Origin of the sequence: Cellulophaga sp. 3_MG-2023, assembly GCF_030546975.1 — a bacterium.
GTDB lineage: Bacteria > Bacteroidota > Bacteroidia > Flavobacteriales > Flavobacteriaceae > Cellulophaga.
Window position 1 is genome coordinate 957,663 of record NZ_JAUOPS010000001.1, and the last position, 14,150, is coordinate 971,812.

13 protein-coding genes are annotated in these 14,150 nt (G+C 30.0%); 9 read left to right on the forward strand and 4 right to left on the reverse strand.

Features of this window, described 5'->3' with window-relative positions:
• Window positions 1–41: 41 nt before the first annotated feature.
• The 3 genes from Q4487_RS04040 to Q4487_RS04050 all read right to left on the reverse strand — a co-directional run bounded on the left by Q4487_RS04040 (window position 42) and on the right by Q4487_RS04050 (window position 3,746).
• Window positions 42–554: a hypothetical protein gene (locus Q4487_RS04040; RefSeq protein WP_303541537.1), complete on the reverse strand. Its 513-nt coding sequence runs from the start codon at window positions 552–554 to the stop codon at window positions 42–44.
• Window positions 555–679: 125 nt separating this feature from the next.
• Window positions 680–1,048, reverse strand: a complete 369-nt coding sequence (locus Q4487_RS04045) for a DUF4870 domain-containing protein (RefSeq protein ID WP_100895699.1) — start codon at window positions 1,046–1,048, stop codon at window positions 680–682.
• A gap of 172 nt (window positions 1,049–1,220) precedes the next feature.
• Window positions 1,221–3,746, reverse strand: coding sequence for a DPP IV N-terminal domain-containing protein (locus Q4487_RS04050; RefSeq protein WP_303541535.1), 2,526 nt, complete (start codon window positions 3,744–3,746; stop codon window positions 1,221–1,223).
• Between the two features lie 224 nt (window positions 3,747–3,970).
• Here Q4487_RS04050 and mnmE point away from each other — a divergent pair, with 224 nt between their 5' ends.
• The gene (mnmE, locus tag Q4487_RS04055; RefSeq protein WP_303541918.1) at window positions 3,971–5,359 is read left to right on the forward strand and encodes a tRNA uridine-5-carboxymethylaminomethyl(34) synthesis GTPase MnmE; all 1,389 of its coding nucleotides are present in this window, start codon (window positions 3,971–3,973) and stop codon (window positions 5,357–5,359) included.
• A 102-nt stretch (window positions 5,360–5,461) separates the two neighbouring features.
• On the opposite strand, the gene Q4487_RS04060 is transcribed toward mnmE, so the two are convergent.
• Entirely contained in the window at window positions 5,462–6,676 is a 1,215-nt protein-coding gene (locus Q4487_RS04060; RefSeq protein WP_303541533.1) for a hypothetical protein, read from the reverse strand.
• Between the two features lie 303 nt (window positions 6,677–6,979).
• On the opposite strand from Q4487_RS04060, the gene Q4487_RS04065 reads away from it, so the two are divergent.
• The 8 genes from Q4487_RS04065 to Q4487_RS04100 all read left to right on the forward strand — a co-directional run bounded on the left by Q4487_RS04065 (window position 6,980) and on the right by Q4487_RS04100 (window position 14,117).
• Window positions 6,980–7,543: a Crp/Fnr family transcriptional regulator gene (locus Q4487_RS04065; RefSeq protein WP_100896853.1), complete on the forward strand. Its 564-nt coding sequence runs from the start codon at window positions 6,980–6,982 to the stop codon at window positions 7,541–7,543.
• Window positions 7,544–7,616: 73 nt separating this feature from the next.
• Window positions 7,617–8,228 carry a short chain dehydrogenase gene (locus Q4487_RS04070; RefSeq protein WP_100895695.1) on the forward strand — a complete coding sequence of 204 codons (612 nt, stop codon included), beginning with the start codon at window positions 7,617–7,619 and terminating at the stop codon, window positions 8,226–8,228.
• Window positions 8,229–8,405: 177 nt separating this feature from the next.
• A complete protein-coding gene (locus tag Q4487_RS04075) occupies window positions 8,406–9,197 on the forward strand; it encodes a DUF1080 domain-containing protein (protein ID WP_303541529.1) in 792 nt (263 codons plus the stop codon).
• 24 nt (window positions 9,198–9,221) lie between these two features.
• On the forward strand, window positions 9,222–10,340 hold the full coding sequence (locus tag Q4487_RS04080) for a hypothetical protein (protein WP_303541527.1): 1,119 nt from the start codon (window positions 9,222–9,224) through the stop codon (window positions 10,338–10,340).
• Between the two features lie 20 nt (window positions 10,341–10,360).
• Window positions 10,361–10,894 carry a hypothetical protein gene (locus Q4487_RS04085; RefSeq protein ID WP_303541525.1) on the forward strand — a complete coding sequence of 178 codons (534 nt, stop codon included), beginning with the start codon at window positions 10,361–10,363 and terminating at the stop codon, window positions 10,892–10,894.
• 154 nt (window positions 10,895–11,048) lie between these two features.
• Window positions 11,049–11,957, forward strand: coding sequence for a hypothetical protein (locus Q4487_RS04090; protein WP_303541523.1), 909 nt, complete (start codon window positions 11,049–11,051; stop codon window positions 11,955–11,957).
• Window positions 11,958–12,020: 63 nt separating this feature from the next.
• Window positions 12,021–13,124: a toxin-antitoxin system YwqK family antitoxin gene (locus Q4487_RS04095; protein ID WP_303541521.1), complete on the forward strand. Its 1,104-nt coding sequence runs from the start codon at window positions 12,021–12,023 to the stop codon at window positions 13,122–13,124.
• Window positions 13,125–13,169: 45 nt separating this feature from the next.
• The gene (locus Q4487_RS04100) at window positions 13,170–14,117 is read left to right on the forward strand and encodes a tRNA-dihydrouridine synthase (protein WP_303541519.1); all 948 of its coding nucleotides are present in this window, start codon (window positions 13,170–13,172) and stop codon (window positions 14,115–14,117) included.
• Window positions 14,118–14,150: the final 33 nt, after the last annotated feature.

Below are 14,150 nucleotides of genomic sequence, written 5' to 3' on the forward strand. Positions count from 1 at the left end.
ACGTAATGTCCTCTTTTTTTATTCATAAAATTAAAACTAAACTATTGTTTACGTTCTAATTTATTAAGCTTTACATTTTCTTTTACCAATTTAAGCTTTTGCTTTGCTATAGAAGATTTTAGCTTTTCTATAGCTACAGGAGATAATTTACCAGCCGCCGTATCCTGAGATAGTTTGTTCTCTAACTTAGCAATTTTTCTTTCTACTTTAGAAATGTTCTTGTTTTGCTTTGCTATAGAACTTTTAAGCTTTGCTGCTTTTTTAGCCTCTTTTTCTTTCGCTTTAATTTCTTTTGCTTCTTTCTTCGCTTTTTTATCCGCAGCCTTTTGTTCTTTTTCTGCTTGTTTTGCAGCTTTCTCAGCCAATTTAGCGGCTTCTTCTGCTTTTGCAACTGCTGCTAATTTTGCAGCCTCTTCTGCTTTTAAAGCCTCCTCTGTAGTTTTAGTAGTTTCTGTGTTTTCAGTTTTTTCTACTTTTTCTGTTTCTGTCTCTTGTGCTACTAAACTTGTTGCACTAAAACTCAATAGCATTGCTGCTAATACAATCTTTTTCATAGTTTATATTATAGTTAATGTGTGATGTGCAAAATTAGAACATAAATTTGATATAAAAACAAAAAAAATCTACCTCTAAAGATAAATTTAGAGATAGATTATATAAAGTGTTTATTATTAATTTGTTATGAAATAAAAGGAATGGTCATAAATTTACTTGGCGACTCTCCATTTGCGGCTCTAACTGCATTTACTATTGGCATTATAAAACCAATAATACCTACAAATAAAAATCCTAAAAGTCCTAAACCAAATAACAATATACCTGGCACGCTAATTACAATATATAAAAGTAAGCTTAGCTGAAAGTTTACTATAGACTTCCCGTGCTCGTTCATACCATCTACAGTGTCTTTTGTTGTTAACCAAAGAACCAAAGGAACTATAAAGCCCCCTACTCCTGTGCAGTAGTGTAATAGTTGTGTTAAATGTGTAACTGCTAATAATCCGTTATCAGACCTTGTTGTTGTTTTGTGTTGATTGATGATTTCCATTTTTTGATTGATTTTGATGTTATACTATATCAGTAGCATAATTATTTAAAATGTTACATTAAAATCTTAAAATTTTATTTTAATTTAAAATTACTCATCACCCTAAAAACAAAAAAACGCCTGTATTTATTACAATACAGGCGCTTAAATAAACTATTATGCTTTTATATAATTAGTGCTTTGGTTTAGCTCTATTCATTTCTAACATATCTACATTTGTAGCTTCTACACCTAAAAAGTGTTTGCTAAAATAATCTGCTTTTAGCCAAAAGAAATACTCCGTCATACTACCAAAACCGTGTCTTTGACCAGGCATCATCATAAAATCAAATCTCTTATTTGCTTTAATTAATGCATTTGCCATTCTAATTGTAGCTCCTGGGTGTACATTATTATCTACATCACCAGTTACTAACATTAATTTTCCTTTTAAGTTTGATGCTAAAGTCTGGTTTTTATCAATATCATATTTATAACTAACTACACCTTTTGCATCTTTAACCTCTTCTACACCGTGGTGCGTTTCACTCCACCAACTGTTATACATAGAGTTATCATGATTACCTGCAGAAGAAACCGCTACTTTAAAAAAGTCTGGATAAACTAACATTGCTGCTGTAGACATAAATCCGCCTCCAGAGTGCCCAAAGATTCCTACTTTAGAGATATCTATATAAGAATGTTGGTCTGCCAATTGCTCTGCAACATATTTTTTATCTGCTAAACCATAATCTCTTAAATTGCCATAACCGTAATTATGGTACCATTTAGACCTGTTTGGGTGGCCACCTCTGTTACCTAAACTAACCACAACAAAACCAACTTGCGCTAGCCTATCTAATCTGTTCATAGATACAGAAAAAGCTTTGTTAACAGCTTCTGTTTGTGGTCCTGGATACACATACTCTATAAGTGGGTAACTTTTAGTTTCATCAAAATTAAATGGCTTATACATAACTCCATAAAGATCTGTAATACCATCATCTGCCTTTACTTTAAACGGTTCTGGAAATTTGTACCCCGTTGCCATTAGCGCAGACAAATCTGCCTCTTCTAACTTTAAAACAACCCTACCGTTGCTAGATCTAAGTTCAGATTTAGGTACAGTATTTACTCTAGAGTAGTTACTAACAAAAAATTGGTTAGAATCTGACATACTAGTGTTTGTAGTAAAATCTCCTTTATTAAGATTTTTTAATCCTGTACCATTTAAATTAATCTTAAATAAGTGCTCATAATATGGGTCTTGGTCTGGTGTAACACCATTTGCCGTAAAGTATAATGTGCGCTCTTTTTCATTAACACCTACAAAACTGTTAGAATGGTAGCTACCACTTGTAATCTGGTTTTTTAAATTTCCGTTTGCATCATACAAATAAAAATGTGCCCAACCGTCTCTCTCTGACCACTGAATTATTTCTTGTTCATTATTAAATAAAACAATGTCTTTAGCCTCTACATAAGTATTAAGTTCTTCTTTAATAAGTGTTTTAACATCACCTGTATTAATATCTGCAACGTTAATAGTTACTTTTTTACGATCTCTGCTGGTGCTACTAAAATAAATTTTTCCTTTTTTTGAAAGCAATAACGTTGGTCTAAAATCATCACTATAATTCATTTTTTTAGTAGGTGCATTGTAAATATCAATGCTCTGTTGTATTGTAGTGTCTAACTTTACTGTTAGCATTTCTTTAGAAGGTATATCAAAAACCAAAATTTCTGGTTTAGAGAACTCTTTTTCTCCAGGCATATGGTATTTATAAGTTTCTAAAGTTGGTCTTTTTTTGGCAACCGAATTTATAACCCACAAATCTTTTAAATCTCTAGAATCAGATCGTTGATACACAAACTTTTTAGAATCGTGAGACCAATATCCTCTAATACCTTTTCTGTCGTCTTTTTTCTCCTCTTTAGTTTCATTGTTTTCTCCCCAAGAACCACCACCGTAACTATAGTTTTCTACACCATCTTTGGTCCATTGGTGTTCTACAATTGTAGTATCTTTTTCGTCTTTAACAGCTTTTAAATAATTAGCTTTATCCATCCAATACAAATTGTTTTGCTTAGAGAATAATACAACTGTACTATCTGGAGAAATATTAGCCCAACGTTTTCTGTTTTCGTCTTCCTTTTTATTATTTATAATAGTTAAGCCATTACCACCTAACTTATATTCTAAATAATAAACTTTGTTTTCTTTTTTAGGAGCTTTTTTAGGGTCTTTAGCTTTAGTAGAGTCTTTAGAAATGGTATCATTCTTTTTATCATCTTTTTTATCCTCTACTACATCTACTTTTTCTTTAGATGTTACTCTAAAACGTATTGCAGTTTCATTTTTAACAAACTTAAAATTTAAGCGTGGTAAATGTTTAGCATCGTATGGATCTTTAGTAATTAAAGTAAGCCATTTTGCCATTTTAGCATTATCAAATAATTTGGTTTTAGTACCACGATCGGCATCAACTAAATAAAAATTAGCACCTTCTGTAGTTTTATACTGGTACCAAAAACGATTTCCTTTTTTTAACCAGTTTGGACGAACGGTTGTAGAATGTACAATTTTTCTTAAATTATCTGGTGAAAATTTTGCCGCTTGCCTATAGTTAGGTGTTGGCACATTGCTAGTTTCTTCTTGTGCAAATGTTACCGTAGTACATACGGCAAACAATAGCAACAAGGCCATTTTTTTAATCATTTTTTAGATTTTTGAGTTTGTTAGGTTTTTGTTAGTTGTTAACAAAAATATAATTACACATCTTAACTATATGAGATTTAACTTTTTGTTATGATGCATAGTTGCTTTTTTACCGATTCACCATTTATTTAACAAGTTACAACTTACGTTATCATGTTAGGCACTGTATTTATTTAATGAAAAATGAATACTCATCAACTTTAATAATTTGTATTTTTGCATTTATGTTTTCACAAGATACCATAGTTGCATTAGCAACACCTTCTGGCGCTGGTGCCATAGCAGTTATTAGGCTTTCTGGGCCAGACGCAATTACTTTGGCTAACGCTAAATTTAAGTCTGTACGTAACAAAGATTTAACCAAGCAAAAAACGCATACCATACATTTGGGTCATATTGTAGATGATACAAAGGTGTATGATGAAGTTTTGGTGTCTTTATTTAAAGGTCCTAACTCGTATACAGGTGAAAATGTTATAGAAATATCTTGTCACGGATCACAATACATACAACAACAAATTATACAGTTGTTTTTACGCAATGGTTGCCGCATGGCAGATGCTGGTGAATTTACGCTACGTGCCTTTTTAAACGGTAAGTTAGATTTGAGTCAGGCTGAAGCCGTTGCAGATTTAATAGCGTCTGACAATGAGGCTAGTCACCAAATTGCAATGCAGCAAATGCGAGGCGGATTTTCATCAGAAATTAAAAAACTGCGAGAAGAACTTTTAAATTTTGCCTCTTTAATAGAGCTAGAGTTAGACTTTGCAGAGGAAGATGTAGAGTTTGCAGATCGCACGCAGTTTATAACGCTATTGTCTAGAATACAAGAAGTTTTAAAACGATTAATAGATTCTTTTGCTGTTGGTAACGTACTTAAAAACGGAATTCCGGTTGCCATTGTAGGCGAACCAAACGTGGGTAAATCTACCTTATTAAATGCTTTTTTAAATGAAGACCGAGCTATTGTAAGTGATATTGCTGGTACAACAAGAGATACTATAGAAGACGAAATAGCTATTGGTGGTATTGGTTTTAGATTTATAGATACGGCTGGTATACGAGAAACTGCAGATGTTGTAGAAAGTATTGGTATTAAAAAAACATTTGAAAAAATAGAACAAGCTCAAGTGGTATTGTATTTAAGTCCGCTTACACCTGCTATTGAAAACTTAGAAAGTATTAAAATAGAAATTGAGCGAATAAAAAATCAGTTTCCTTTAAAAACACTTGTAGTAATTACTAATAAAAAAGATTTATACACACCTAAGCAAATAGAAACTATAGAGGCCGAAATACCTTCTACTCTATTTATATCTGCCAAAACAGGCGATGGCGTAGAAACCTTAAAAAATAAGCTTTTAGAGTTTGTAAATACAGGCGCGTTACGTAATAACGAAACTATTGTTACCAATACTAGGCATTTTGATGCTCTGTTAAAATCTTTAGAAGGTATAGAAAGAGTACAACTTGGTATGGATGGTGGTATATCTGGAGATTTACTAGCTATAGACTTAAAAGATGCTTTGTACCATTTGGGTGAAATTACAGGTCAAGTATCTAATGATGAACTACTTGGTAATATTTTTGCTAATTTTTGTATTGGGAAATAAATAATCATATATAGTTTAAAAAAAGAGTTAGTTAAACTCAAATTTTTAGTATAAAAAAACCGAGCAAAAGACTCGGTTTTTCTTTTATAAAGTAAGTTATTTTTAGTGCTCTATATCGTAAGCTAAAACTTTAAACTGGTAAGGAGTAATATTTAATTGAAACTCATTACTAATCTCCATATCATCTAAACTGTATTGTATTACTTTTTTAGTAGACGGTACAGAAACAAATAAATAATTGTCATAATAATCTATTGAGCTAGTTACAGATGTATGTCCTGTAGATTCTGTATCCATATCTACAGATAAAACAGTATTAAATACTGCTGTTTTTGTAGATACATCTGTTACTTTTAATTCTCCACTTTTAGTTAAACTTACAATTTCTTCTTTATCCTTAGAAACCATACATTTAAATAATTCTGTAGTTTCATGTATTGGTGTTATTTCTTCTGTGTCTATGTTTATAAAATATACACCTTTACTTGTGGTATACCCAACAAATAAATTAGATGAGCTAGTTGCTAAAAGGCTACCAAACCATACATTTTCTTCAAAACTAGATGGGTAATCTATAATTTTTTGATCTCCAGAATCATCTACAACTAAAACTCCTGTGTTAGAACCAAATATTGCTGTAGTATTATTGCCTGCACTACCGTGAATACCAGATGTAACTAAGCTTTGCTCTTCATCTGATACAACTTCTCCGTCTTCATTTATAATGTGTACTTTTAAGGGTAAGCTGGCGCCATCTCCTAAATTAGTAACTGCTATAGTACCATTTTTAAAAAATACCATAGCACCATGGTGAGCAACTGTACCTGTTGGTATGTGTTTAACAGCACTACTATTTACAATTGTTTCCTCATTAAAAATACTAAGCGTAGCATCCCCATCATTATAAACCGCTACGTAACCATGTTCAGATTTAAAATGAGTTGGTTTTTCACTTTCAAAACCTATAGCTGCTAAACCGGTTTCACCTAAATCATGACTATGATCTCCGTGATCAATTTCTCCTCCAATATTAAAAGTTTCTGTGTAATTATTATCTCTATGTGTTATAACACCATATCTACCAGATTCTGTAGCATATACAGCACCTTTAGTATAAGATGCTTGGTAGGTTTGAACCTCTTTACTATATGGGTTTAAAAAGTTAATTTCTGTAGAATTAACATCAGAAATTAATAACGAAACGTTTTTATGATCATCATTATGATCTACTTGATCATCTAAGCTGTCATCATCTTTAGAGCAAGCTGTAAATAAAATAGTTGCTGCCAAAAAAGGCAAAAAATTAATCTTTTTCATATTATGTTTTAAATTATTTATTGGTGTGCAAATATATATAAAGCAATTACTAATGCAACAAAGTTGCGTTTAATTTTTATTAATGCTTTAGGATATGCGTATTTAATGTAACAAAACCGCTATACTTTTGATTGTTATATTAATTGATGAAACTGCTTATGCAAAGATTAACTCAAATTATAAAGGGCTAAAATTAAAACACTTATAGGTGTGCATTTAAAAAAAAGGAAGCTTCTATACTTATAAACCTTATATTCTTTACTATATTAGAATAATTACAGCTCATAAAAATTGAAAGATACAATGAAGGCATATTTAGAATCATTTAATTTATTTAGTAATGAAGAGATTGAAAATTTTCTTGATATCTGCGAGTATAAAACATTAAAAAAAAATGATTTTTTTTTAATGGAAGATGAAATATGCGACAATATTTCTTTTGTTGTTTCTGGCATCTTTCGCTCTTTTTACCATTCAAATTCCCAAGATCAAATTACCTATTGCTTCACTTTTCAAAATAGTTTATTAATGGCTTATTCATCTTTTATATCAGGTGAGGGATCTAAAGAAAATATACAAGCATTAACCAATTCTAAAATAATTACTATTCCAAAAACAACCTTAAATAACTTAGCAAAATCTAATACTAATTGGCTACAGTTTTTAAAAATAATTGCAGAACAAGAATATCTAGAACTAGAAAAATGGATTTTTAATCATCAAAAAGATAAAGCACAACAACGCTATTTAGATTTAATAACTAAACAGCCAAAGTATATTAAAGAAATTCCTTTAGTTTATATAGCTTCTTACCTAGGAGTTACACAAAGACATTTAAGCAGAATAAGAGCTAATATAGATTATTAGACAAATGTCCTAGTCCTACCCCACTAACTCATAATAAATTTGCATATGATTTTTAACACAAAAAATATATCATATGAAAACAATAATTTTAATTGGAGCAAACGGAAAAATGGGACAAGCAGCGTTAACTGGTCTTAAGAAACATAAAATTATAACCGCAGGACGTTCTGCCGGAAATTATGACTATCAGGTAGATATTACTAGTGAAACATCTTTAAGAAAATTATATACAGATGTAGGTCATTTTGATGCTGTTGTAAATACAGTTGGAGTATGTGAATACGCAAACTTTACAGAAATGACAGAGGAGCAATGGATGAGCACTATACTAAGTAAAATGATGGGACAAATAAACATTGTGCGTATTGGCCAAGAATATATTGCAGACAAGGGCTCTTTTACTTTAATAACAGGAATTTTAAATGTAAAACCTATTCCGTTTGCAATTGCAGATGCCACTACTAGTGGAGCTATAGATACTTTTGTAAAATGTGTTGCTTTTGAAATGCCAAGAGGTATACGCGTAAACTCTATAAACCCAACTGTATTAGAAGAAGCTTGGGATGTTTACGGAGAAATGATGCCTGGTTTTGAACCAGTACCAGGGAGACTGGTTGGTAAAGCTTTTGAAAGGTCTGTAGATGGTTTTATAACCGGACAAGTTTTGTATGTAGATGCATATTAAAAACTAAATTTATACAAAAATAAAGTGAAGCGCTTGGTTTTATAACTAAGCGCTTTTTTGTTTTTACTTCGTTTACTCCGTATAAACCATTACATTTAAGACTTCTAATACATAAATATTTATATTTAGCTACATAAATAAACACCATAACTTATACCAATTAAAAAAAACTCCATAATGAAAACAGTAAAAACGTGCTTAACAATACTTATAATAGTAATTGCCATTTCTTGTGGTAGTAATAAAGTAAAAACTGATAAAGGAGAATGGCGTAGTTTATTTAATGGCAAGGATTTAAGCGGGTGGACTCCTAAATTAAATCACCACGTTACAGGAGATAATTATGCAAATACCTTTAGAGTAACCAATGGCACTATAGCTGTAAATTATGACGATTACACAACTTTTGATAAGCGCAATGGGCATTTATTTTACAATGAGCCATTTTCATCATATCATCTTAAATTTGAATATAAGTTTACAGACCAATGGTTAAAAGATGCTCCTAAATTTACGTACAGAAACAGCGGTATTATGTTTCACTCTCAAGATCCTAAAACTATTTTAAAAGAACAAGACTGGCCAATATCAATAGAATACCAAATACTTGCAGAGGAAAAAGAAGGTGAACCAAGACCTACAGGTAATATGTGCTCTCCTGGTACAGATATAGTTTTTAAAGGAAAAGAAGATGCTCGCCACTGTATTAGATCTACTTCTAAAACATTTAAATGGGACCAATGGGTACAAGGTGAACTTATTGTTTACAGAGACTCTCTAATTATACACAAAGTTAATGGCGTAAAGGTTTTAGAATATACCAAACCAAAAATTGGTGGCGGTGTTGTACACGGTTATAATCCAGAACTTAAAATTGATGGCACTCCCCTAACCAGTGGCTATATTGGACTACAAGCAGAAGGCCAAGGCATAGCTTTTAAAAATATTATGATTAAAGAACTAGAATAAATGCTCTTTTAAACTTAATGTAAAATGAAATTCTACATAAAATTAACTTTAGCACTAGCTTGTATTTTCCTTTTAAGTGGTTGCCTAAATCTAGACTTAAATTTAAGGTTTGATACTTTTTATATAATCCCTGAACTAGAAGACACGCTAAAAATACCTACTGATGAGGACATTAAAAATTTAATTTCTGAACCATCAGTTTGTAGGTATGTAACCGAAGAAGATAGAAAATTATTAGTTCCTATAAATTTTAGAGCTTTTAAAAGTACTGTTGGTAAATACAGAGTTAAGGTAGGAGATTTAATTATTACGGAAGAGGTTAATAAGTATAATCCAATACGATTTTTAACCCAAGAAGAAGATTTTAGATCTGATGGGATGAGAAATACTTTTTTGTTTTTTTTACCTAGTGAAGATTCATTAGCTATAACTAAAGAAAAATTAATAAAACAACATAATAGGATTGATTATGCAGATAGTACAAGTATAATATCTGGTTTAGAGTTAATACACTTTAAATACAATAGGTTAAAAAAAGGATTTGACCTTTTTCATAGTCAAAAAATACCAGGTTTTAATAAAGACATTACAGATACTGAAATTTTATATGAAAGTATTGACATACTACGTATGGCAAAACATTTAAATGATAAAAACCAAAAAGAACTAAATTGGGAAAAACTAGACAATGTTGTTCCGTTACATTTTCCAAGGTATTTTAGTAATTCTCTTATAGATACTATAATTGTGAACACCAAAAGGCAACCTAAAAATTTTAGGTACACTTACGAACCTAATAAGTTAGATTTTGAATTTTCAATTGTTAAAGATTCATCTTTAGCTAAATTATTAAAAGACTTAAAGCAAACGCCAGTTAAAAAAGAAATCAAAATAAAAAATAAATACACTAAAGAATCTTTACGTGTTCTTAAAGATCAAATTAGTTACTCATCAGACTATATTGAAATTTTACACACAGAAGATACAAATACGTTTATTATAGATGATGGTTTTGAGAACATTATTTTATCTTTTTTACCAGATAAAGAGCTTTTATTTTTTTTAGAGAACGACAATTCGGGCTATTATAATGATGAAATTTATTATAAATATTTTAAAGAAGTACTGCTTACTAAATTATAATTAAATACAGTGAATTTAATATGCCTTTAGATTTAATTTATACCAAAACAGACAAGTTTATTTTATCTAAAATTACTGCTAATTATAAAATTTGGCAAAATAAATTGTACTACTACAAAACCTCATTAAACTTTACAGATTTAGAAAAATTAGTCATCTTTTTAAAGGTAGATTATAAGCTATCTGATAAAAACAAATCAGAAATATTTAACTATGTAAATAATAGTAATCAAGATTTTTTTGAGCTATCTGTACTAGATAACAACATAAGTATTAAGCAAATACACTTGCAACTATTAAAATCTAAAGATACCCTTATACATTGGGAAGATTGGTTTTATATATTTAGCAAAACAAGTACAAACAATTACCTTTTATGGGTTTTTCTTGGTGGTATAGCAAACCAAGTTAGAGAAATAAGGTTGAATGCTGCACAAGTTAGTGAGTGGGAAGATTTAGGTATTACTTATATAAAAGCATTAGCAACAGATCTACAGTTAAGAGATTCAAAAATTTATAAAGAAGCTATAAATAAAAACAATAAGATTTTATAATTCTAAGCACATCATCACTCAAAAATACAATAATACCTTACGAATATTAATTGGTTAATTACCGCTCAGGGTAATATACTTAATATTGATAGTTGTAATAGTTCTTTCATTAAAAAACAATGCTAGAACTAAAAAACAATCAAAATTAAATCCAATGATAAAAAAAATTATAATTGCTCTTATTATTACTCTGGTTATTTCTTGTAAAAAGACTAGTACTAATGATAAAATAGTTGAATTAGAAAAAGTAATTGAAAAAGAAAAAATAAGAAGTAGTACCAAAGAAAGACAAAATGAAAGATTAAATAATACTATTGCTGGTCTAAGAGATGAAATAGCTAAAAATAAGGAAACTGAAGAGTCTAAAAATTCAATAATAGCAGAATCTATTGACATTTTAACTGATAAAAAACAAATGATTCAGCATCTCTTTGATAGTTTTGATCTAGATAATAGTGATGCACGTAGAGGTATTGCAGTTAGCTATTTTTTTTACTCTTACAATGGGTTTTCTGATTTTGAAACAAAAAGCGAATATTATTCTTATATAGTTTCTAAAATTGATAGAAGTCCAGAAAGTTTAAAAAAAATATTTACTCCACAAGTTAAAGATAATATTTACAAGCTTTTTGAAAATAATAAAATTTATAAAAACTCTGGTGCAGAGGCTATGTTAAAATCCTCATTATTAATTCATGATGATATTGGAGAAAATGAATATATACTGAAAGAAATATATTCTATGGCCAAAGAAGGTAATAATATTGAAATTGATGACTTTATTTCTAAAACTGTAGATGATAGCATTTTAAAAGAATTAAAAACTATTTTAAAGTATGAAAACTACTCTACCTATAAAAAAGAAACTTATTTAACAACTGATTTAAAAACTGAAGACAGATTAACTTATTTATATACATTTTGGGCTAGAAGACATCATGAAGGTAATGCAGATTATGTTTATGAGTTACTTAAAGAGTTTCATATTAATGTAACTACAGAACAACTTGAACCAGAAGAATTAGATGTAGATGAACTAAACGCAGAGAGTTTAGAATATTAACTTGTTCTAGCTAAAAAATTAAATAACAGAAAACAAACTAACATTTAGTTAAAAAAAATTATTATGAAAAACATTGTACTAATACTAACCTTTTTGCTTGCTGTAACTACAAATGCACAAGTAAACTACCTAATGTGGGAAAACGTAGATACACAACGTTTTGGTAAGGAAACATTATTTAAAACAGACAATAAACTTTTAAATGGAAGCTACAAAATTGCAGAAAACAGTGGTGCATATACAGAGGTAACGTTTGCAAATGGTAAAATGGTAGGCACTAAAAAAAACTATGATTTTTCTGGTAATTTAGAACAAGAAATGGTTTTTGATGAAAACGGAAAAGCCAATGGTAAAAGTACATCATACTACACTAACGGTGATGTTTTTGAGGATTTTAATTATAAAAACGGACTTAAAGATGGTGAGTGGAAAACCTTTGACAAAAAAGGAAAAGTACAACGTTTAGAAAATTACAAAAAAGACTTAAAAGACGGCAAGTGGGTTACCTATTTAAAGGATGGGAATACGGGTACTAAATTGGTAGAAACATCTTTTTACAATGCTGATAAAGCAACAGGAAAATGGTCTCAAAAAACAGAAGACAACCGTGTAATTTGGGAAAAAGAGTATAGTGCTCCCAAAAATTATATTAGAAAAGAATATTACCCAAATGGTAAGCTAACTTCTGTAGAAACATATGTAAATAATAAAAAAGATGGTAGTAGTACATATTATAGTTCTGCCGGACTTTTACTGAGTGAAAGAACATATGCTGCTAGCTATCCAATAACAGAAACTAGTTTTTATGATAATGGAAATAAAAAAGAAGTAGTAAACTCCAAAGACGGTTATAAAGATGGTTTGTACCAAAAATATTCTAAAACCGGAAATCTTGTTACAGAAGGTGATTTTAAAATAGGATATAAATCTGGCGAGTGGAAATACTACAATAGTGATGATATGCTAGAAACAACCTATACATATATAGATGGAAGAAGAAACGGAATTGCTAAAACATATAATGAAGCTGCAAAAGTAGAAAGTGAGGGTTTATATAAGAATGATGAAAAAACAGGCGTGTGGAAATATTATAAATTAAATGGTAAAATTTCTAAAGAAGTTGAGTACAAAAATGATAAAGTAGTTTCAGAGAAGACTTATAACTAAAAAAGAGGTTTGCAAAAGTTTATATTTGCTGCTTAAAAGCAATTAATGTCATACCAACTATTATCATCCCCGTTACAAGGGTTTACAGATTATAACTTTAGAAATGCGCACCAAAAGTTTTTTGGTGGTATAGATACGTATTATGCGCCTTACATTAGGTTTAATAAAAAAATGGTGATAAAAGGTTCTTACCAAAGAGATTTAAATCCGGAGGTAAATACATCTTTAAACCTTATACCACAGGTAATGACGGCAGATGCAGACCAATTTATATTTGCTATAAAATACATACAGTCTTTAGGGTATAAAGAACTTAATTGGAATTTAGGTTGCCCCTATCCTATGGTTACAAATAGTGGTATGGGATCTGGACTTATTTGTAATCCAGAGAAAATAGATCATATTTTAGATCGTGCACATAGTGAAACAGATGTTACCGTGTCTATGAAAATGAGATTAGGATACGAGAATAGTAACGAAATACTAGAATCTTTTTCTGTACTAGATAAATATCCACTAAAAAGTATTGCCATACACGCCAGGTTAGGCAAACAATTATATAAAGGTGGTGTAGATTTAGAAGGTTTTCAAAAATGTGTAGATGTTGCCAAACATACATTGTATTATAATGGCGATATAACAACAGTGGATCAATTTAAAAAAATGAAAGAACAGTTCCCTAGCATACAACATTTTATGATTGGGCGTGGATTAATTGCAGATCCGTTTTTACCAAGTATGATAAAAAACAACACAACAGAATATCCCAAAAATAAATGGCAAATTTTTAAAGAATTTCACGATACTATTTACCATCAGTATGATGAATTACTATCTGGACCAACACCAATAAAAATGAAAATGTTAGGGTTTTGGGAGTTCTTTTCATTAGCAACTAACAACCCAAAAAAAACATACAAAGCAATAAAAAAAGCTGGCAACCAATTTAAATACAAACAAGCTGTAGCTGATATTATTAAAGATCAGAAATAAAATTTTAATAAACACCAAATGTAATATTGCGTA

Coding starts and splice junctions, on each gene's coding strand:
- Q4487_RS04040 (WP_303541537.1), bottom strand. CDS start 554: ATGAAAAAGATTGTATTAGCAGCAATGCTATTGAGTTTTAGTGCAACA.
- Q4487_RS04045 (WP_100895699.1), bottom strand. CDS start 1,048: ATGGAAATCATCAATCAACACAAAACAACAACAAGGTCTGATAACGGA.
- Q4487_RS04050 (WP_303541535.1), bottom strand. CDS start 3,746: ATGATTAAAAAAATGGCCTTGTTGCTATTGTTTGCCGTATGTACTACG.
- mnmE (WP_303541918.1), top strand. CDS start 3,971: ATGTTTTCACAAGATACCATAGTTGCATTAGCAACACCTTCTGGCGCT.
- Q4487_RS04060 (WP_303541533.1), bottom strand. CDS start 6,676: ATGAAAAAGATTAATTTTTTGCCTTTTTTGGCAGCAACTATTTTATTT.
- Q4487_RS04065 (WP_100896853.1), top strand. CDS start 6,980: ATGAAGGCATATTTAGAATCATTTAATTTATTTAGTAATGAAGAGATT.
- Q4487_RS04070 (WP_100895695.1), top strand. CDS start 7,617: ATGAAAACAATAATTTTAATTGGAGCAAACGGAAAAATGGGACAAGCA.
- Q4487_RS04075 (WP_303541529.1), top strand. CDS start 8,406: ATGAAAACAGTAAAAACGTGCTTAACAATACTTATAATAGTAATTGCC.
- Q4487_RS04080 (WP_303541527.1), top strand. CDS start 9,222: ATGAAATTCTACATAAAATTAACTTTAGCACTAGCTTGTATTTTCCTT.
- Q4487_RS04085 (WP_303541525.1), top strand. CDS start 10,361: ATGCCTTTAGATTTAATTTATACCAAAACAGACAAGTTTATTTTATCT.
- Q4487_RS04090 (WP_303541523.1), top strand. CDS start 11,049: ATGATAAAAAAAATTATAATTGCTCTTATTATTACTCTGGTTATTTCT.
- Q4487_RS04095 (WP_303541521.1), top strand. CDS start 12,021: ATGAAAAACATTGTACTAATACTAACCTTTTTGCTTGCTGTAACTACA.
- Q4487_RS04100 (WP_303541519.1), top strand. CDS start 13,170: ATGTCATACCAACTATTATCATCCCCGTTACAAGGGTTTACAGATTAT.